A 21893-nucleotide genomic window follows, 5' to 3' on the forward strand; every position below is an offset into this window, starting at 1 on the left:
TTTTTTAGCAGAAACAAAATACAGAAAAACCCCGAAAATTGCCAGTATTGACACTTTCCCGGGGTTATTTTATTGGTAATATATTGATTATTAAATATTTACAAGATTAAAGGGAAGCCGGACTTAAGTCCGACTCTATTGAAAAATATTAAATTTTAACGTTAACAACTCTTATTAATTCTACAAAATCTCTCCAACATGTTTTTGAATATTCTTCGACATCATTGTCAATGGTAAATCGTTATCATCCACACCAAAAGGATTTTCAATTTCTTCAGCAATTATTTCCAAACTTGCCAAAACATAAAATACAAAAACCACAATCGGCACGGCGATATAACCCAAACTAAACACATAACCAAAAGGAAGCGACATCACATAAAAGAAAATAAATTTCTTAATAAAAACAGAGTAAGAGAACGGAATGGGTGTATTCTTGATGCGTTCGCAAGCACCACAAATATCAGTAAACGCACGAAATTCTTCATTCAAAAAAAGTAATTGTGTGCCACTTATTACTTTTTGATTGTACAAATCATTCAAACGTGTGTACATCAAAGCCGCAATATGATTGGGCTTATGTAATTCATGGTCGATGATAACATTAGATTGAAATACTTCACTGTCTCGTTGATGTCCTCTAAGATGTCTTTTCAAAGCAAAGGCATATTCAACGATATGTTCTCTAAAAAAAGTTCTATCAGCTTCATTGTCTTTAGGCAATATAGCATTGATTTTCATAGCCAAATTTCTGGAAGTATTTGTTAGACTTCCCCATAGTTTTCTACCTTCCCACCAACGTTCATAAGCAGTGTTGGTTCTAAAAACCAAAAGTAAAGAAATCACAAAACCCAACATTCCATGCAGAATCGTAATGTTTTTGAGATGGCTATTCTCGCCTAAATTAAACACTTCTATTTCTAAAAATGCTACCAAAGCCACATAAATAGATAAACTAATTATCATGGGCATCAGCTGACGAACAGTATCGCTTTTATGAACTCTGAAAATAAACGTAAACCATTCTTTAGGGTTATAATTAATCATTTTAGTTTGATGGATTTGTTAGATTTAGGGATGAAGATTTTTGTAAATATACGACAAGGCTTCTATTTTCAAGTGGAAGCCTTGTAGAAATAAGCACAATCAAATCATTTCAAAAAACGCATAATATAATCATTGATTTCTTTTCGCTGAGCCTCATTGGCATTATCGTCCATATCATTATGGATAGTATTATTTAATTTAATGATAGTAATGCCATACTTTTTTTGTTCTTCAATACTTGGCAAAACGCCTTCATCTGCTACTTGGTCACTCGAACGCAAAGAGTATAATTTTGGTTGTGCTGTTCTGGGGAAAGGCATTCTACGACTATCCAATGAAATCACTTTATCAACCAAATCAGGATGTTTGTGTGCAAATAAAATAGACATATCTCCTCCATTCGAATGCCCAATAAGTACTACATGCTTAAAATCTAAATAAGACTGAGTTTTTTTCAATTCATTTAATACAAAGAGAATATTATCACTTCCTCTTTCCCAAAAAGGACGTCTCACTATTTGTGGAATTCCAGTTGTTGGTATTAAATCATCATTTGGCAATTCATGCTGAATACTGGCAACAAAATATCCATGAGTAGCTAATTTTTTAGCAATAGAAGTATAAGCTTTATTTGAACCACCTTTGTTTTGCCAATATCCATGACTAACAATTACTAATGGCTGATTCTTTAGTTTTTTAGTAGTTTGTGGAAAATACAAAGCAACAGGAATTTGTCTATCTCTATTTTTATCAAAAAGCATAAGACTATCTTCAAGTACTTTAAAGCTTGTTACATTAGTTGAAGAAGATTGAGCAATACAAGGTTTTGAACAGTTTAAAAAGACTACAGAACAAAGCAGAAAACAATAGATTTTTTTGTACATGGATTTGATAGAGATGAAGCTTAATAAAAGATTTTATAAACAAAAAAGCATCGTTTCTACAAATATACTTAGGTGAAATATTTAATAGAAAAACTTTATTGTTCATTCTAAAAATACATGCTAAAAAGCGTGAAAAAACATCTTTTTAATACTAAAAAATAGCATCAAAACTGTAAGAAAGAAAATATTGAAATCTTTGATAATTTCCTCACTCTTGAAAGTATCAAATCAAAGAAATGAATTTGAAAAACAAGTTAAATCATTATTAATGAAGCATTTATACAAATCAATGCTAAAATACATTAGAATTTTGTTTTAAAGCAAAACAATTTTGTTTGTTTACAATGAAATTTTGTTTTAAAGCAAAAAAGTTTTGCATGCTTACAATGGAATTTTGTTTTAAAGCAAAAAAGTTTTGTTTGTTTACATTGAAATTTTGTTTTAAAGCAAAAAAGCATTGCATACTTACAATGGAATTTTGTTTGTATGCAAAATAGTTTTGTTTGTTTACAATGAAATTTTGTTTTAAAGCAAAAAAGTTTTGTAAACAAACAAAATTGTAAAATTAGTCATCAAAATAGCATTTTTAGCTTGCCCAAAAAACATATTTTGATGCAAAAAAATAATTGTTTCCTTCATCAAAATTTTGTTGATTTTAAGAGGCGTTTTGTTTGGATGGATTGGGGGAAAAGAAGGTAAATTGGAGTTGGTTTGACGATTTGACAAACAAAAATCGTTTAAGAAATAGCCATTCAAAAGGTAAATCAAAGCAATAATTGTTTGATTTATATCACTTATATTTTAAGAAAACTTTATGCACATTGTATCACTAGGGCTGGACTTAAGTCCAGCCCTAGTGATACAAAATTGAACAATTATTGCTAAATTATTTGTAAAAATACAAACAGTGACAACAAAAAAATATTATAACAGAAATTAAATGAATTTAAGTAATCAAAAATCATTTCTTGAATTAAAATCTATCTGGAAAGATGAACACATGTTTGAGTTAAAAGTGATAGCATCCAACGCTTATTTTAAAGGAGAAACAGAAGTTTATGACCAATTTGAAAACGTTGCCGATTTTGCAGAAACATTAATAAGTTATCCTAAAAATGACGAGACATTATTTTATGAAGCGGGTATAAAGGACGATTATTCTTATTTCTCAATGAAATATTATCCTATTGACAAAAACGGACATATTGGAGTAGAAATAAACATTGAAAGTAATGTTTCAACAACATACAGACCAGAAGAAAAGAATAAACTAAAGCTTGAAATAATTGTTGAGCTAAATGCCATTGACAACTTTCAAAAAGAACTTATTGATTTGGTGAAAAATGAAGATGGAATTGCAATTCTATTTGGTAATGATAATATATTAGACAATTAATGATTATCAATGTAATTGGCGAATTGTTTGTAAGACACTAATAATGATGAGAAAAGTTTTTCAGAAACATTAATTCAATAGGGCTGGACTTAAGTCCAGCCCTATTGAATTAAAATCGTTTTATTTCAGATTGAGCTTAAAGCTCGAAATAAAAAAATAGACAAACATTAATATAATAACGAACATCATTACAAAAAATGGCAACAGAAATTATCCACACAACGCCCGATTGTGAAATTGTAAGTTCAAGAATTTTTAACGTACAAAGAGAATTAGTTTATCGTACTTGGGCTTAGGAAGAATGCAGTAAACTAAAAGCTTTTGTTGTTGACAAAAATGAAGAAAATTTTGACCGATTAGAAAAAGAATTACAATATTAAACTCGGATACCATTAAAGAAGTTAACATCTCTATATTTTGAGAACATACAATTTCCTCTAAAAAGCAAATTCATCAATAAAAAATTGGTTTTTAAAGGCGGTATCAAACCCTTAAAAAATATGTAAATGAGCATAATTCTTAAATTTTACAAGATAGAAAAATGCTTAGAAAATGAAGGTTTACATTTTTTAAGCATTTTCATTTGATATTACTATTTCAAACTCGTTTCAGTAGTAGCCTTAGTAGCTTCTTTTTTCAATTTATCATTGGCAACAATGGCAAATTCTACTCTTCTATTTTGCTCTCTTCCTGATTCTAAAGTATTGTCTGCCACAGCATCTTTTTCTCCATAACCAAGTACTGTCAAACGACTTTTTGACACATTATTTGCTTTCAATACAGCTGCAACTGCGTCTGCTCTTTGCTGAGACAATTTCATGTTATAAGCTTCCGTACCTATATTATCAGTATGTCCAGCTACTAAAATTTCTGTGTCAGGATATTGCTTTAAGGTTTCAGAAAACTTTATCAGATTTTCATTAACAGTAGGATTGATTTTGGATGAATTAAAGTCAAACAAAACACCTGATTTCATTGTGATTTTGATTCCCTCTCCTACTCTTTCTACATCTGCCAACACATCTAAATCTTTTTTAAGTTTTTCAGCTTGCTTATCCATATACTTTCCTACGAATGTACCAGCAATACCACCGACCGCAGAACCAACGATGGCATAGATAGCAGGATTTTTAGATTTTCTACCGATTGCAGCACCCATTGCTGCTCCAGTTCCAACACCAATGATAGCACCTCTTTGGGCATTATTCAGTTTTTTAAATGAATTACAAGAATAAAAATTGGTGCTAATCAACATTACAAGTAATACCATTTTACTTGGAATATTAGCTAAAAAGGAAGTCGTTTTCATAATTATGATTAATTTGATTAAATGAGAGGCAAAAAATCACAATAAAAATTTCTGATTTTTTAGGCTATCATTTAAGTTTATAATCAAGCACTTAAAAGATTTATACCAGCAACAAACAACTATAGATTAAGCGTACAATTGAGCAAATAGCTCTACATGATGGGCGAAATGAATTGTAAAGAAGGGAAAAAATAGTAATGAGGAATCGTTTAAAAGCACTCTAATAGGAATAGTAAAGCTAGGAATCTAGGCAATACATACCCTATTTCTATCATTTATTTAAGAAATAAGGTATGTATAAAGAGAGAGAAAGGAAGGAATTTAGGAGTTCTCTTGAATAATATTTTTCCAAGCCCTGAAGGCTGTATTAATTTTTACTTGATTATTTTCTTGCGGTAATACTGCTTGTGCTTTTCCGAACAATGTTTTGAGCGAATCTACCGATTCAAAAATTTGTACTCCTAAACCAGCCATCAAAGCTGCACCCAAAGCAGAAACGTCTGGCATTCCTTTATTGACGACTGGAATATTCAATAAATCTGATAAAGTACTTAATACGAAACCGTTGGAAGTCATTCCTCCGTTTACCATTAATTCTTGTAAATGGATTGCTGAATCTTCTTCCATTGCCAAAACAACATCTTTTATCTGAAAAGGAATGGATTCTAAAATAGCCCGAACAATGTGATTTTTATTCGTTCCAAAAGTTAAGCCATGAATAGATGCTTTGCGTTTCATATCCCAATAAGGTGCGCCTAAACCACTAAAAGCAGGAATCAAATAAACACCTCCGTTATCAGGAACTGATGTTGCTATACCTTCCGTTTGCTTGCTTTCTGTAAACAAACCTAATTCATTTTTCACCCATTCTACACTAGCTCCGCAACTTACAATAGCACCTTCTAAAGCATAATCTATTCTACCTTCTGTACTCCAACAAATGGTAGTAATCATTCCATTTTGCGATTTTTGGGGTTTGTTACCGATGTTCATTAAAATTGAACAACCTGTTCCTAAAGTAGCTTTGGCAGTTCCTGCTTCAAAGCAACCTTCTCCAAATGCAGCAGCGTGACTGTCGCCAATCATGCCAGAAATACTGATGGCTTCTGTAAAAATTCCGCCAAAAGTACTTATTCCAAAATTGGCAGAAGATGCTTTTACTTCAGGAAGATTAAGTGTTGATAGATTGAAAGTTGAAAGTAAATCTTTATCCCATTCAAGTGAATGAAGGTTAAAAAATAATGTCCTTGAAGCGTTGGTATAATCCGTTGCAAATATTTTTCCGCCTGTTAATTTATACAATAACCAAGTATCGACTGTTCCAAAAAATGCTTTCCCTTCGTCTATTGCTTGCTTGATTGCTGGCTTATTTTCATACAACCAAATCAATTTAGTGCCAGAAAAATAAGGGTCGATGATTAAACCTGTTTTTTCTTTTATACTTTCTGATAAACCTTCTTGGCTCAAACGTTCACATACTTGTACCGAACGTTTACATTGCCAAACGACGGCATTATGAAGAGGATTCCCATTTTCATCCCAAAGAATAAAAGTCTCTCTTTGATTACTGATGCCACAAGTTTTGATTTGTGTTAACTCAAAACCTTTTTCCTGAAAATCCGCTAAACAATTTTTAACGGCTGTCATGGCATTATCATAAATACCTTGTGGGTCTTGTTCTACAAAACCATCTGCTAAATATTGTGTTTGAAGTGGCTCAGAAGCTCTTGCGATTACTTGAGCATTTTCATCAAAAATTAAAGCTTTTGTACTACTTGTCCCTTGGTCGATTGCCAAAATATATTGCATAGAAATTAGTCGTTTTTAGCATTAGCACGGTCGATGATTACCGCTAGTAATATCACCATTCCTTTTACTACTTGTTGCCAGAAAGGCGATACATTTAATAAAACCAAACCATTATTCAATACTCCGATGATAATTGCACCCAATACTGTTCCTAAAATAGAACCTCTCCCACCCGAAAGCGAAGTGCCACCAATTACAACTGCGGCAATGGCATCTAATTCATAACCTGTTCCTGCATTTGGTTGAGCAGAATCTAAACGAGCGGTTACCATCAATCCACCTAAAGCGGCTAAACCACCTGCTAAAGTATAAACTATCAATTTGATTTTATGAATTTTAATACCCGATAATCTAGCCGCATTTTCGTTTCCACCAATCGCATAAATGTAACGTCCTAATGGTGTTTTGGTAGTAAGAACGAGTGCGATAATGATAACGAAAATACTTATCCAAACGGGAACTGGAACGCCAATAAACCAACCTGTACCGATATAATCAAAGTTTGTTCCTAGATTACTGATGGGAAAACCTTTTGTCCAAAGCATGGTTAGTCCTCTTGCCATCGTCAGCATGGCTAAAGTTGCTACGAATGGAGGAACTTTGAAACGAGTAATTACCCAACCATTGAAAAAGCCCAACGCTCCACCAAAAACTAATCCTACAATAATTGCTCCCAGTAAAGTAAAACCGATGAATAAATTCTGTGCAGGTAATTCTATACCATTTTTCAATAAACCAGCCGTAATTGCTCCGCATAAAGCCAAGACTGAGCCTACAGATAAATCAATTCCTGCGGTAAGAACAACTAAAGTCATGCCGACAGAAATACAAATATTTACAGAGATTTGGCGAAGTACATTCCAACCGTTTGCAATCGTCAGGAATTTATCAGATAAAATACTGATGATAATACATAGCACAAAAAGGGCAATCAGCGATTGCAATTTGTACAATTTCTCTTTTTGTATAATCAAATTCATGTGTATGTCTTTTTGAATTTCTGAGCGTTTGTTCTTACTTAGGCAATCGCTGCTTTTAATAAAATTTCTTCTGAGGCTTCGCTAATGGTATAATTGCCTGTTACTTTTCCATCACTCAATACGATTACTCTGTCGCTTACAGCAAAAATTTCAGGTAATTCTGATGAAATCATGATAATACCTAAACCTGATTCTGCTAATTGATTGATGAGTTTATAAATTTCGGCTTTGGCATTTACGTCAATTCCACGAGTTGGTTCATCCAATAATAATACTTTGGGTTTCGTCGCCAACCATTTTGCCAAAATGGCTTTTTGCTGATTTCCTCCGCTGAGATTTTTTATTAATTGGTCAGACGATGACGTTTTTATCCGCAATTCTTGAATATACTTATCGGCAAGATTATTTTCTTTTCGATTATCAAGCACACCATTACTCAATAAATCTGGAAGCGTTGTAATACAAATATTTTGCTTCACACTCAGCTCAGGTACAATGCCATCTTTTTTGCGGTCTTCACTCACTAAAGCCAAACCTGCTTTCACAGCATCCGCTGGTGAATGAATATGAAGCCGTTGTCCTTCCATCAATACTTCTCCTGAAACTTTGCGTGGTGCTAAACCAAAAATAGCTTCAAACAATTCGGTTCTTCCTGCTCCCATTAATCCAAAAATGCCCAGAATTTCGCCTTTATTTAGTACAAATGAAATATCGTTTAGCAAATCACTTTTTCCGAAAGTTTCGTGTTTGATGCCTAAATGACTTACTCTTAACAATTCTGTTTTACTTCCCTCCTGTTTTTTCTTGGGAATCATCACCAATTCACGACCCACCATTTTTGAAACGATATTATCACGAGTAACAGCACTCATCTCGCCTGATTCTATACTTTTTCCATCACGCAAAACGGTATAAGTATCAGCGATTTTAAAAAGCTCGTCGAGTTTATGAGAAATATAAGCAATGGCTTTTCCTTCGGCTTTTAGCTCGGTAATGATTTCAAACAAAACATCTACTTCAGCACCTGTAATGGCTGAAGTAGGTTCGTCCATGATAATTACTTTGGCATCAACCAATAAAGCTTTGGCAATTTCAATCAATTGTTGTTGACCAACTTTCAGGTTTTTTACAGGCGTATTGGGGTCGATATTTAAGTAAAGTTTTTGTAATAAAGCTTGCGTTTTTTTCAGCATAAAAGCTTTATCCAAAAGTCCGAAAGCATTACTTACTTCTCTTCCTAAAAAAATATTTTCGACTACACTCAAATAAGGAATCATGTTTAATTCCTGATGAATGATGGCAATTCCTGCATTTTCAGCTTCTTTAGTACTCGCAAATTTTTGTGGCTTATTTTGTAAGAAAATCGTTCCTTCATATTCTGTATAAACGCCACTCAAAATCTTCATCAAAGTAGATTTTCCTGCTCCGTTTTCACCGATAATGGCATTTACTTTGCCAGCCTGTAAATCAATACAAACGGCATCAAGAGCAGTAACACCCGAGAATTTTTTAGTAATATTTTTCGCTGATAACATTATTGAGCCTGCTTATATTTTATTGAATTCGATAGGTAAAATCTCAAGATTTTGAAGCTTCAAATACTCTTGATTCATTTCTAAAGCACCAACAAATTGAATGGAATCACCCACTTTTATTTGCTTTTTAAAAGCTGGTACTCTTTCTGTTCTAATGATTTTATTGATTTCAGCAGAAATATTATTGATGTCGGAAGTATTGGTAAATTGTTTAATATCAAATACGCCAGCGGCATCACGAATGGCATTTCCGTAAATAAATTCTGTAGCTAATTTCACGCTGATTGGTTGAGTTTGATTGGGCAACAATACTTGTATTTCATCGTCTTGAATCTTGGTAATTTGCCCTTCTCCTTTCACCAAAAAATACCTGATATTGCCAATCGCCACAGCATTTGACATTTCTTGAAATGCTTTTTTAGGTTCTTTAGAAAGTAATGCTAAAAGTGTTGCTACTGAAGGAGCTTTACTGAAACTTGGAGGAAGCGTTTTTTCTAAAAAATTATGGGCAAAAGCTAAAGCATCAAAGGTTTCTGTTGAGGCTTTTTTTACTTCGTCCAGTTTTTTTATTTCGATAGAATGATAGCCAATAAAAAGTACTGCAATGCTAGCAACAACAATTTTGACGATTTTCATAGTGATGGTTTTGAATTATGAGTTGTGAATTGTCATTTGTCCTTGCCTAAAATAGGTTGACATAAAATCAATTCATTTATTTTCGATTACTTTTTACCGAAAGCGGTATAATGAGCAATGTTTTCTTTGGTCACTAATTCAACGGCTACTGGAATTTTTGCAGGAAAATCTCTTTTGCCTTTCAAATACTCATCGGCATACACTGCTGCCATTTGTGCCATTACTTTTGGAAATTGCATACCGGTTGCTGCAACTTTTCCGTCTTTGATAGCTCCGACTACATCGTCTGCTCCATCAAAACCAAATACTTTTACTTTATTGGCTTTGCCTGCACCCGCCAAAGCTTGATAAGCACCCATTGCCATCGCATCATTTCCACAAAAAACGGCATCAATATTGGGTTGGGCTTGCAGAATAGACTCCATTACTTCCATCGCTTTGTTGCGGTCGAAATCTGCACTTTGTTGTGCCACCATTTTAAGATTTGGATAATTATCGACCAAACTATGAAAGCCTTTTGAACGAGCCCAAGTATTGTTATCCCCCACCAAACCAAGTAACTCTACATAATTCCCTTTTTTATTGAGCTGTTGCACGAAAAATTTCCCAATGGCGACACATCCTGAAAAACTATCTGATAAAATTTGTGAAGTAGCGGCAGTCGCAGAATTAATTTCTCTATCCATACAAAAAACTGGAATGCCCGCATCTTTGGCTTTTTGAACATTCACCACACTTCCATCAGCATCGGTTGGATTAAACAAAATTGCTTGATAACCCGAAACAATCGCATTTTCGAAATGGTCTGATTCCAAAGCAGTATTATTTTGCGAATCAAATATTTTGGTTTCGTACCCTAATTCTTTGGCTTTTGCTGCTGCATTTTCAGCCAAAAACACAAACCACGGATTGTTGAGGGTGGAAACGACAATTGCCATTTTCTTTGGACCTTCCGAAGTTTTTTTCTGCTGACAAGCCATTGTCAACAAAAACAACAACATTAGGGATAGATATTTTTTCATGTTAATTAGGAATTTCAGTGATTCTTAAAGCTAAATATGGCTTCAAGGGAAGTCTTACTTGTTTCAGGTCTTTATCGTAGAGGCGATAATCATTTACTTCTGAAAGCTCAAAAGTGTTTGGAACTACTTTGGTGGTCATCTCCCAAGTATCAATAATTTCTACTTTGTAGCGATTCCCTTTTTTGGGTTTTCCGAATTCAGCATTTTTCTGTGGCAAATTGAAAAGCCATTGCTGATTAATCTCTTTGCCAAAATAAATCAAATAAACACCTTTCCCATTGGTGACAATTTTACTATCTCGACTAATATCAGCGGGTTCAAGTGGCGTATTAATTTCTTCTAAAATTGTTCTCAGAAAAGCTACTCTTTTCCAACTTGTGCCTTTAAATTCACCGCCTTTTGCCCAAAAAATAGTATCTCTATGGTCTTTGAACATATACGATTCGCCGTGAGTAACATAAGTACCGCCGATAATGCCCATCCAAATCAAATGATTCATTTCTTCTCCGCTGTAGCGTCCCCAACGCTGTTTCAAATTTCCTTCGTAGCCTACTTCATCGTAAATAATTGGTTTATTATAAATATTTCGAGCGATAGAAGCAGCTCCCCAATTCATCACTGGTGCTTCGTCTTGCACAGAAACATGTGTAAATTCTGGTCGCCAATAGTCAAAATATTTTGCTGTACTTCCATGAATTGAACATAAATGACGGTAAGGGTCATTTTTTACAACAGCCTTGGTCAACGTCAACCAATCGGCATCTGTTTTACTTTTCACATAATCATATTCATTAGCTAATGACCACCAAATATTTCTAAAAGAAGACAAACGAGCTGTTAAGTATTGAATATAATTGAGATTTGCCTCCATTGGCATTTCGTCAAATCTCCATCTTCCTTTATCGTAGGGATGAAAAATGATTAAATCAGTTTCTATTCCCAAATCACGGAGATTATCAATTCTCTTTTCTAAATGTTGAAAAAACTCAGGATTGAATTTTGTAAAATCCCAAACCTTTACTTCTTTTCCATTCGCATCTTTTTTTACTTCTAATAATTCATAAGGAAAAAGTGTAGGCTCTTCTTTCACTAAATCATAATTTTTAGGAAAAACGCCCATTCTAATTTTATTGAAACCAGAATTTTTTAAAGTTTTAAGCGTCAACTCTTGTACTTCATTTGGCATGTGCGTCCAAGCGTAGGACGTAGTTCCTAACGGGAAATACGGTTTCCCATCGGCATATTTAAAAGCATAAACATCGCTTACTTTCACCATTCCGTGATTATTGCCAGTCGCTTTTATGCACTCGAACGTTCCTTTTTTATTGTTCAAAGCTGCAATATTACTTTGGGTAACGTAATTCCATGTTCCCATTTTTTGTGGCATAAAACGAATGATAAAATTGTCGTTGCCATCATAAAAACCAGCAATTGTGTAGGAAGTATCTTTATTGGTAAATGTTGCTTTCAAATTTACATTCGTGAAAGCATTTACTTTAGACTGATATTTTAAAGTAAGTTCAAATCTATCCCATTGTTCAATTGTTGATTGAGCAATCGTTGAATGAAAAATAACGAAAAACAAAGAGTAAGCTAAAAGAATTTTCATCGGTTGAATAGTATTATAATTGAAATGCTATTGATTACCCAATAATCTTAAAGCCTCATTTTTGATTCCAATTCCCGAAATGCCGTAATGATTAAAAATCTCATTTTGAGAACCACTTACGGTATATTCATCTGGTAATCCAATAATTTTAAATGGCTTACTTAATTGATTTTGAAGTAAAAAAGAAGCACAAGCTTCGCCCAAACCGCCATAAATACTGTGTTCTTCTACCGTAATAATTGCCTTGCATTGTGCTGCATATTGGGCAATCAATTCAGTATCTAGTGGTTTGATGGTGTGCATACTTATTACGGCAGCATCAATATTTTCTGTTGCCAATTGCTCTGCTGCTTGTAATGCTGGATATACGGCTTCGCCAGTGGCAATGAGTACAATATCTTTTCCTTCTTTGATGACTCTTCCTTTTCCAAACTCAAATTTTGTATTGGTTTCACTCAACAATGGCATTACTTTTTTGCCAAAACGAATGTAAAAAGGCGAATCAGTTGCAGTAGCTTGACGAATAGCTTCGGCAGTTTCAAAATTATCTGCTGGTGCAACAACCGTAAGATTATTGATAGCACGCATCACCGCATAATCGTGCAAACTGTGGTGGGTGCTTCCTAAAGCTCCGTAACTCACACCTGCACTGATACCAATTAATTTTACAGGATTATCAGAATAAGCGACATCATTTTTGATTTGCTCTAAAGCTCTTGCCGCCAAAAAACAAGCTGGTGAAACAGCAAATACTTTTTTGCCAGATGATGCCAAACCTGCTGCCATTCCTACTAAATGTTGTTCGGCAATGCCTACTTCTACGATTTGTTTTGGATATTTTTGTCCGAATGGGACTAACTTTCCTGAACCTCTTGAATCACTGGTTACTACCAATAAATTCTTGTCGGTTTCTGCCAATGTTTGGAGTACTTCTGAAAAAACATCCAAATTGGCTTTATCTTTTGTAGCGATATTATCAATCGTTGCTCCCAATTTACTAAGCGATTTAAGGGTTTAAGCTAAAGAAAGACTTTCTTGAACGCTTGTCAATTCTTCGATAGCTTGCTGATATTGTTCTGGAGAAGGTACTCCGTGATGCCATTTTAAGGTATTTTCCATATAACTAACGCCTTTCCCTTTTACAGTTTTGGCAATAATTACACTTGGTTTTCCAACTTCAAAAGGCAAAGCATTGAAAGCTTCTTGTAAGGCTTCAATATTATTGCCGTCGATAATTCGAACAGCCCAACCAAAGCTTTCAAACTTTTTATCTAGTGGTTCGGTATTACAAACTTCATGCGTTGGTGCAGTAATTTGTAAGCCATTCAAATCAACAATTGCACATAAATTATCTAGTTTATAATGTGCTGCTGAAAGTGCGGCTTCCCAGTTACTTCCTTCGGGTAATTCGCCATCACCTAACAAGGTAAACACCTTATAATCAGCATTATCTAATTTAGCAGCTAGGGCATTTCCACAGCTCATCGAAAGTCCATGACCTAAAGCACCTGTATTTTGTTCAACGCCATTTACTTTTTTGGTTGGATGACCTATATAATAAGATTTGTACTGACAAAGTGTTTCTAAGGCTGATTCTGGAAAGAAACCTTTGTCGGCTAAAACGACATACAAAGCTTCTACACAATGTCCTTTACTTTGAATATATCTATCACGAAGCCCAGATTTAAAATTTTCTGGACTGACATTTAATACATCATTATACAATACATTCAAAATATCAATACAAGAAAGTGAACCACCTGTATGCCCAGCTTTTGCTTGGTAAATGTATTGGAGTATTTTCTTGCGATATTCAACTGATTTAAGTTGTAACTCTTTGGTTGTCATAAGAAATCTTTTTAATGAAAATATTGTCTTAGCATAGTTTGTCTGGCTCGAATGTGTTATCATCAAGTTTGATTCTTCCAATACCCAAACTCTTCACTTACTATTTTCTAATGGTAATGATTACTCTTTGATAACTGGTCAATTCTGGCGTTCCATTGTCAACTGCTTCAAGAATCAAATGAATGGTTTGTCCTACCAAAGCTTCTTTAGGTATTTGAATTTCTGTTTGAACAGCATTAGCATTCGAAATATTTACGACAGGCTGCGATGCTCCTCCTTCAAATTGCCACCATTTTACAGCAACTTTATTTCCATCGGGGTCTGATACAAATCCATTCAATCGAAGTTTTTCACCTGGTGCTGCCATAATATTAAGTGGTCCTTCAACCCTAACTATGGGATGATGATTAGCATCCGAAAATTTCGAGGTAACAGTCCATTTCATTCTTGTAGCAAAATCTTTTTGTGCTTGTGGGAAAAAGTTAGGATAAAATGCTTTTTCTTTAGACGAAGTATTCGCATTTGTAAGGACATTCGCCATTGCATTTGCACTCGTGTCTGTCAACGAGAAGAAAGAAACTGAAGCGTCATTTTGTGCAATTGAACGTCCACCCCAACCACCAAAAACACCGTTTTCATATGCTCGTAAGCCATTTCCAAGCATATTCATAAAAGTATGATTATCGCCTTCGCCCAACCATGAACCTTTTTCTTGAACAGGCATCCATACTGCATAACCCATCTTTTTCAGTTCCTCGTTTGTATAGCCAGTCAAACCAAAGTAATCCAAAATATCACCTTTTACCATTTGCTTTCCGTCACCCCAAACTCTGTATAAATTTCCCAAAGCACCACGACTACTAATATTTTCTTTCATCCAAGTAGCAGTTAGAAAAGTAGCATCTTCTTTTTTGGCATTCAACTGAGCTCCGTATCCATAATTTGGACTATTTTTAAACTGACGATATTCTATGTTGGGCCAATTGGGTTTTATATAAGTGGCATAAGTATCGTCTTGATCACCAGAAGGAAGTAAAACTACTTTTCTGGCTATTTTCTTTTGAATAGCTTCCCACTGAACAGTATATTGATATTGCTCCTGAATAGATTTTAAAGCTCTAGCAATCGTACTTTGTCCACCCCAAGCAGTGATAAATAACTGACTCGGTTTATCATCTAAAATAAGTGATTTGATAAGTTCTGAACCTGGAGAATCCTTTGAAATATCTCCATCAAATTCAATATTTCCGAATCGAATTTTCGATTTTAAATATTCTGGTGTTGGATAATTTGCATTGTGAACTTTTAGATTTGGATATGATTTTTCATAAGCTCCCACAATGTCGTGAATAAAGTGTTCGTCTTTTGTCCAACGCCAAGATTCACAAGGACAAAGGTTTAAACCAAAACGACTGTATTCTCTTCTTGGCACAGACCATTTTGTTCCTTTTCCATCACCCGTCCAGTGAAAACCGCTACTTGCATAAACCAATCCTTCTATTTCGAGATCTGTACTATAAAGCAAAAAGCGAATCAACGAGTTGTTATCATCTAATTCAGGATCAGCAGTAATAACAATTCTCGGCTTTTTTTCTTTGCTTAAAGTCTGTGTATATCCTTTTTGGTGAAGAACAATTACAGTCATCAGTACTATTAAACAGAAATGAGTTGATTTTTTCAAGTAAAAAGCGATTGTTTTCATTTGGATATTTTTTGATTGAAAATATTTCAATAGTTAGTTTTAGACTAAAAGCTTTACTAATGCACGTACACTTCCCAACCCATATAATTACTGAGTGCTTCTTTCAACACACCTGCCGTTTTTGAAGCATTCATTACTACGTGATGTTCAAAACCATTTCTACAAACGTATTGCATTAAACCCTGTAAATCATTGATTTGTGCTACGGCTCTATTCCCGAAAGTTTTTAACGCATCGTCTGTTAATTCGCCTTCACCGATGTAGGCTTTGATAATTCCTTTAGGGTCATCAGTACTGATTCTTCCGAATGTTAAAGGCATGGCAGGCGTGCGTCCGTCTAAAGCTCCATAAGTATTTTCAACCCCTACCGAAGTACCTAATATTGGGGCATTACTAATTTGAATGTCGGGTAAGAAAGATTTCGCCCAGTTGCCACAGTGGAATAATACGCATTTTTCGTCATCATCTGCATAATTATTATTCCAATCTACCAAGGCACTTGGCGAACCCGAAGCCAATTGCATGGCATACATACTGAGCGTCCCTGTTACATCTACTTCGCAAGCACTTGGTAGCATATTTTCGCTCATGATACTCATACTTGTACAAACATTACAGCCATAATTTTTCTGTAAAGAAGTCCAACACTGAATAGCCGTAGCGTCTAAAGAGTGTTCTAACATGAAATTATTCAGTACTGCATCTAATTTCGCAATCTGAATCATGGCTTCACTTGGCGTTTTGCCAATCGGCGTATAAGCCAAAATTTTCTCTAAACGGTCTTTTACGATGGCATCGTCTTTCGTCAATTTATTGGCATTGCCGAGGATTTCAGAAAGGTCACAAGTAACGATCGAAATACCGTTTCTTTGTAAAATTTTCTCACTATAACGTACCGTATTGAAAGCACCTGGCCTAGCACCGATAGCCCCTATACGTACATTTTTTAAACCACGAACAACTTTGCAAACCGAAATGAAGTCATGTAAGTCTTTAATAAACTCAGCATCATTCGGACGCATTACGTGTTTGGTCGTAAGAGTATATTTGATACCGTATTGATACAAATTATTACAAACCGAAATTTTACCACACCAAGCATCTCTTCTTCGAGCTACATCCAATTTATCTAAATCGTCAGGATACGCTTGTACCAAAACAGGAACATTAAGATTTGCCAATTTCAAACTGTCTGCAACACCTTTTTCATCACCAAAATTGGGAAGTACTACCCATACACCAATAATCTCCTCTGAATACTGTTTGAATAAATTCGCACATTTTTGGGCTTCTTGAAAAGTTTCTACTCCACCCAATTTAGAAGTATTACTATCTAAAACAATTGGATTTATTCCAAGAGAATGGCAAAGGTCTATTACTTCTACCCTAGCCTTTTCAACCAAACTATCAGGGAAAAAATCTCTATTCCCAATGATAATCCCCAAACTTAATGCAGCTTTTGACATATCTTTTTCTATAAAAAATGTTTATTATTTTTTGAAATCCACAAAGGGTTTTCGATTTTACTAATGTGGTAATAATCCTCTGATAACGAGTGAATGTTGGCGTTCCCTTGTTTTTTATTGCTAGAAATCTAAGAAACACTTTCTCCTTTACTAGGCTATATAACAATTAAAAGCAAGTATTTTGGGTATTTAATCTGGTGTAAGACAAAGACAGTATCCGTAATTTGTCCGAAGTTTTGTTATGTTTTTGATTGAAATTTTAAATAAAATTGAGTTTTGTATTGTTGGGTAATCAATGCGAGTTAGTGTTTCAAATAATCAAAAACACTAACTCACAATTCATTTTCACAAACTTTGTTATTCGGCAATAATAATTTCTATTTCATTTTTCTCGAAATGCAATTTATCATCCTGATTGATTTCGTTGTCAGTAATGATATAATCAATCAACGACAAAGCACCTAAACTAGCAAAAGCACTTTTGCCAAATTTGGTAGAATCTGCTACTAAATAAGTAGTTTCTGCGGCATCAATCATGGCTTTTTTCACCACAATGTCACTGATACTTGGATACGTCAATCCTGCTTTCAATGAAATGCCAGCCGTAGCCAAAAACAATTTTTGAACATTGATTCCTTTAAAAAAATCTGCTGCTTTTTGTCCTGTTAATGATAAGGTTGGCGGTTTAAACTCACCTCCCGTCATAATTACTTCTATGCCTGGCTCAGTTCCCAACATCATGGCGATATTCAAAGCATTTGTAATTACAGTCAGGTTTCTAAAGCCTTTCAATTTCTTGGCAATTTCTGTGACAGTTGAACCAGAATCTAAAATAATGGTATCGCCACTTGAGATAAACTCTAAACACTTTAAAGCGATTTTCTCTTTTTGCTGAACATTCAAATCATTATGAGCAACCGTAAATTCACGCACATGGTCTTCAATATTTTTCAAATACGCTCCACCATGTTCTCTGATAACTAAATCATCTTTTTCTAACTTTTCTAAATCCTGACGAATGGTCACTTCCGTGACTTTAAACAATCTGGCAAGATCAGTTACTTTGGCTAAACCATCTTCTTTTAAGAGGTCTAAAATCTTTTCTCTGCGTTGATTTGGCAACATATCCTTGATTTTGAAACAAAACTAAACGAAATAAAACAAAAACAAAAGAAAAATATAAAAAATATTCGAAAATATTTATTTTAATCTTACCTTCGTAAAATAAATTAATACCAATTAAATCTTCTATTATTTACATATTTACAAAAAACTATTGATATAATGAAAACAAAAGCAATCCTATTCTTTTTGATTAGTTTCTCTTTAGTACTTCAGAGTCACTCGCCCATTCAGGCACAAAAAAGCAATATAAACACAAAACTTATGTAATCCCTGAATCATTAAGAATTGAAACCAAGCTTGTCAATCAACTATCATGCTTCGGGAAAAAGAAATATTTAGAAAGTAAATATTCCATAAAAAAAAGCATTCAAAATCGTTACAACTTTGAACGCCTCTTTAATGATAATTCAAGTTACTTCACCAAAGCTTCCCACAAAATCTCCACAGGATGCTGTGCGATTCTGCCCGTTCCGTCTTTGATTTGATGGCGACAACTTGTGCCGGGTGCAGCAATAATTACGTCTTCAGCTTGTTTTCTGATGGTCGGGAAAAGTACTAATTCGCCTACTTTCATCGAAACTTCATAATGTTCTGCTTCATAACCAAACGAACCAGCCATTCCGCAACAGCCAGAAGGAATTAATTGTACTTCATAATTGGCTGGCAATGAAAGCATTTTTTTCGTGGCTACTAAAGACGATAAGGCTTTCTGGTGACAATGTCCATGCAATTTTATCAGTTTCTTTTCTTGTGTAAACAATGATTTATTCAGTACTTTTTTATCAATTTCTTGTGCAATAAACTCATCAATTAAAAAAGCATTTTTGGCTACTTTTTCGGCATCTGATAATAATTCTGTGGGTACTAATTCTAAGTATTCATCTCTCAAAGTCAAAATTGCCGAAGGCTCAATACCCAAAATTGGCGTACCATCATTTACGATTTTTGATAAATTTTTTACGTTTTCAATCGCAATTTGTTTGGCTTCTTTCACCAGACCTTTTGATAAATAAGTTCTGCCACTTTCTAAATGTTCTGGAAGAATTACTTCATATCCCAAAGCTGAAAGTAAAGAAATGGCGGTTTTACCAATTTCTACATCATTATAATTGGTAAATTCATCACAGAATAAATAGATTTTTTTTTCAGTTTTGGTCGAAACTCTCTTTTTATCCCAAGCTCTTAAAGTCGTTTTTCCTAAAGTTGGTATCGACCTTTCTTGAGCAAAACCCAGTACTTTTTTAGTAATATTTGCAGTTAGTGGAGTTTGAATGATAAAATTATACAAAGAAGGAAAATTGGAAGCCAAAGCTTGCGATTTAGTGAAATTTCCAATCATTTTTGTTCGGAAAGGCACGCCATGAACATCATAATAATGTTGTAAAAACTCTGCTTTCATTTTGCCAACATCTACTTTTGAGGGGCATTCAGATTTACAGCCTTTGCAAGACAAACATAAATCCATTACTTCCTTAATTTCCTGATGGTCGAAACGATTTTCTTGTTCAGAATTAGTTAAAAACTGACGCAAAATATTTGCTCTGGCACGAGTAGTGTCTTTTTCCATGCGAGTCGACATATAGCTCGGACACATCGTTCCACCTGTTACTTCTGTCTTGCGACAATCGCCCGAACCCGAACATTTTTCTGCCAAACGTAAAATGCCTTCTTGATTGCTAAAATCAAAATAAGTATCAATTTTAGGGTTTTCTTTTCCTGCTTCATAACGCAAAAACTCATTCATCGGCGGCGTATTCACAATTTTATTGGCATTGAAAATACTTTTTGGGTCGAAGAGTGTTTTTACTTCTTTCAACAATGTAAAAACTTCTTTGCCTAAAACGCTTTCGATAAATTCACCTCTCAATCGTCCGTCGCCATGTTCGCCACTCAATGAACCATTGTATTTTTTTACCAATTCAGCCGTTTCTTTCAATACTGTTCTGAATAATTCTTTTCCTTCAAGTGTTTTCAAGTTTATTATCGGCTCAACGTGTAATTCGCCTGCACCAGCATGAGCATAATACGAAGCGTTGATTTGATGTTTCTTCAAAAGTGCTTGCAAATCACCGATATAAGCTGGTAAATCTTCTGGGGCAACTGCACAGTCTTCAATCAAATTCACAGGTTGAATATCGCCTTTTAAATTTCGGATTAATCCCAAACCTGCTTTTCGTACATCCCAAGCAGGCGTGGTTTCTGCTCCTTTCACCACAGGATAAGCGTATCCTATATTCGCTTTTTGGAGGTCGGCAATCAAGGCAGAAGTTTTATGATTCAGCACTTCATCGCTTTCTTCCATAAATTCTACCATCAATATCGCTTCTGGGTCGCCTTCAATAAAAAAGCGATTTTTTTCGTAAACTGGATGCCCTTTTGTAAAATCTAAAATATACTTATCCACCAATTCAGAAGCCATTGGTTGATGTTCCAAAGCAACCAAATTTGCCTGTAGAGAATCTTGAATAGAATTACAATGAATACAAACCAAAACGATTTCCTTCGGAGCTAATGGCAATAAATTCAATTTGGCTTCGGTCACAAAAGCCAATGTTCCTTCTGAACCTGCCAATAATTTACAGAAATTAAAAGGCTTTTCGCTGTCGGGTAAAAACATTTCGCTGTCCACCAACATATCCAAAGCATAACCTGTATTTCTGCGTTTTAACGTTTTCTTTGGATAAGCTTTTTCAATCGCTTCTTGGTTGAATGGATTGTTAAGCGTTCTAAAAATATCTCCGTATAATTTTCCTTCCAAGGTTTTTGCATTTACTTTTTTGAAGTATTCTGCTTTTGTCAATTCTCCAAATTCTATTTCAGAGCCATCGCTTAATAATACCTTTGCCGAAATCAAATGGTCACGAGTCGTTCCCCAAACGATGGAATGCAAACCACAGGAATTATTACCAATCATACCACCAATCATTGCTCTGTTGGAAGTGGAAGTTTCTGGACCAAAAAGTAAACCAAAAGGTTTTAAAATCACATTCAAATCATCTCTAATTACGCCCGGTTGTACACGCACCCAACGTTCTTCTTGATTGATTTCCAAAACATTAGTAAAGTATTTAGAAATATCAACCACAATGCCTTTCCCGACTACTTGCCCAGCTAAAGAAGTACCCGCCGAACGTGGAATCAAAGTAATTTTAAACTCATTAGCAAGCTTAATCAATGCTTTTATATCAGCTGTATTTTTTGGAATCGCCACCGCCAATGGCTTCTCTTGATAAACCGAAGCATCGGTAGAATATAAAATTTTTTGAGCATTATGAACTGATGAATTATCATAATATAATTCACCAGAAAAGCTTTCTTGTAAATACTTAAAATCAGAAATGGTAATTTTAGAAGACATATCGTTGAGAGTAATTTGCTTGTAAAATTAAGGTATTCGCATTCCATAAAGTGATATGAGTAAAACTTTTTTCCAGTCTTACCCACATTTTGCCATTCAACCCATTAATAAACTCCACTTGTCATATCGTAGTTGTTTGTCAAAATTTGTGGTTTTAAATTTATCTT

General features: G+C 34.5%; 16 protein-coding genes. 1 reads left to right on the forward strand and 15 read right to left on the reverse strand.

Features of this window, described 5'->3' with window-relative positions; translation table 11 throughout:
- Nucleotides 1-180: 180 nt before the first annotated feature.
- Nucleotides 181-1047 (reverse strand): bestrophin family protein, encoded by an 867-nt coding sequence (locus VB776_RS19330; protein WP_323698514.1) that lies wholly within the window; start codon nt 1045-1047, stop codon nt 181-183.
- Between the two features lie 104 nt (nt 1048-1151).
- Nucleotides 1152-1931: an alpha/beta fold hydrolase gene (locus VB776_RS19335; protein ID WP_323698515.1), complete on the reverse strand. Its 780-nt coding sequence runs from the start codon at nt 1929-1931 to the stop codon at nt 1152-1154.
- A gap of 940 nt (nt 1932-2871) precedes the next feature.
- On the opposite strand from VB776_RS19335, the gene VB776_RS19340 reads away from it, so the two are divergent.
- Nucleotides 2872-3327: a hypothetical protein gene (locus tag VB776_RS19340; protein WP_323698516.1), complete on the forward strand. Its 456-nt coding sequence runs from the start codon at nt 2872-2874 to the stop codon at nt 3325-3327.
- A 592-nt stretch (nt 3328-3919) separates the two neighbouring features.
- Here the strand turns inward: VB776_RS19340 and VB776_RS19345 are convergent.
- From VB776_RS19345 to VB776_RS19405, 13 genes are all read right to left on the reverse strand, one after another.
- Nucleotides 3920-4636 (reverse strand): OmpA family protein, encoded by a 717-nt coding sequence (locus tag VB776_RS19345; RefSeq protein ID WP_323698517.1) that lies wholly within the window; start codon nt 4634-4636, stop codon nt 3920-3922.
- A gap of 321 nt (nt 4637-4957) precedes the next feature.
- Complete coding sequence (locus VB776_RS19350) at nt 4958-6445, reverse strand: FGGY family carbohydrate kinase (RefSeq protein ID WP_323698518.1); 1488 nt, start codon at nt 6443-6445, stop codon at nt 4958-4960.
- A gap of 5 nt (nt 6446-6450) precedes the next feature.
- Complete coding sequence (locus tag VB776_RS19355) at nt 6451-7425, reverse strand: ABC transporter permease (RefSeq protein ID WP_323698519.1); 975 nt, start codon at nt 7423-7425, stop codon at nt 6451-6453.
- A 38-nt stretch (nt 7426-7463) separates the two neighbouring features.
- A complete protein-coding gene (locus tag VB776_RS19360) occupies nt 7464-8960 on the reverse strand; it encodes a sugar ABC transporter ATP-binding protein (RefSeq protein ID WP_323698520.1) in 1497 nt (498 codons plus the stop codon).
- A 12-nt stretch (nt 8961-8972) separates the two neighbouring features.
- The gene (locus VB776_RS19365) at nt 8973-9596 is read right to left on the reverse strand and encodes a DUF2291 domain-containing protein (RefSeq protein ID WP_323698521.1); all 624 of its coding nucleotides are present in this window, start codon (nt 9594-9596) and stop codon (nt 8973-8975) included.
- Nucleotides 9597-9682: 86 nt separating this feature from the next.
- A complete protein-coding gene (locus VB776_RS19370; RefSeq protein WP_323698522.1) occupies nt 9683-10618 on the reverse strand; it encodes a D-ribose ABC transporter substrate-binding protein in 936 nt (311 codons plus the stop codon).
- A gap of 1 nt (nt 10619) precedes the next feature.
- Nucleotides 10620-12227 (reverse strand): DUF5060 domain-containing protein, encoded by a 1608-nt coding sequence (locus VB776_RS19375; RefSeq protein ID WP_323698523.1) that lies wholly within the window; start codon nt 12225-12227, stop codon nt 10620-10622.
- Between the two features lie 27 nt (nt 12228-12254).
- Entirely contained in the window at nt 12255-13220 is a 966-nt protein-coding gene (locus tag VB776_RS19380) for a transketolase family protein (RefSeq protein ID WP_323698524.1), read from the reverse strand.
- 21 nt (nt 13221-13241) lie between these two features.
- Nucleotides 13242-14075 carry a transketolase gene (locus tag VB776_RS19385; protein ID WP_323698525.1) on the reverse strand — a complete coding sequence of 278 codons (834 nt, stop codon included), beginning with the start codon at nt 14073-14075 and terminating at the stop codon, nt 13242-13244.
- A gap of 100 nt (nt 14076-14175) precedes the next feature.
- Complete coding sequence (locus tag VB776_RS19390) at nt 14176-15777, reverse strand: DUF1593 domain-containing protein (RefSeq protein WP_323698526.1); 1602 nt, start codon at nt 15775-15777, stop codon at nt 14176-14178.
- Nucleotides 15778-15833: 56 nt separating this feature from the next.
- Nucleotides 15834-17243 carry an L-fucose/L-arabinose isomerase family protein gene (locus tag VB776_RS19395; RefSeq protein WP_323698527.1) on the reverse strand — a complete coding sequence of 470 codons (1410 nt, stop codon included), beginning with the start codon at nt 17241-17243 and terminating at the stop codon, nt 15834-15836.
- A gap of 357 nt (nt 17244-17600) precedes the next feature.
- A complete protein-coding gene (locus VB776_RS19400) occupies nt 17601-18368 on the reverse strand; it encodes a DeoR/GlpR family DNA-binding transcription regulator (protein WP_323688876.1) in 768 nt (255 codons plus the stop codon).
- 412 nt (nt 18369-18780) lie between these two features.
- Entirely contained in the window at nt 18781-21726 is a 2946-nt protein-coding gene (locus tag VB776_RS19405) for an FAD-binding and (Fe-S)-binding domain-containing protein (protein ID WP_323698528.1), read from the reverse strand.
- Between the last annotated feature and the right edge of the window lie 167 nt (nt 21727-21893).

Origin of the sequence: Arcicella gelida, from assembly GCF_034931025.1 — a bacterium.
Taxonomy (GTDB): Bacteria; Bacteroidota; Bacteroidia; order Cytophagales; family Spirosomataceae; genus Arcicella; species Arcicella gelida.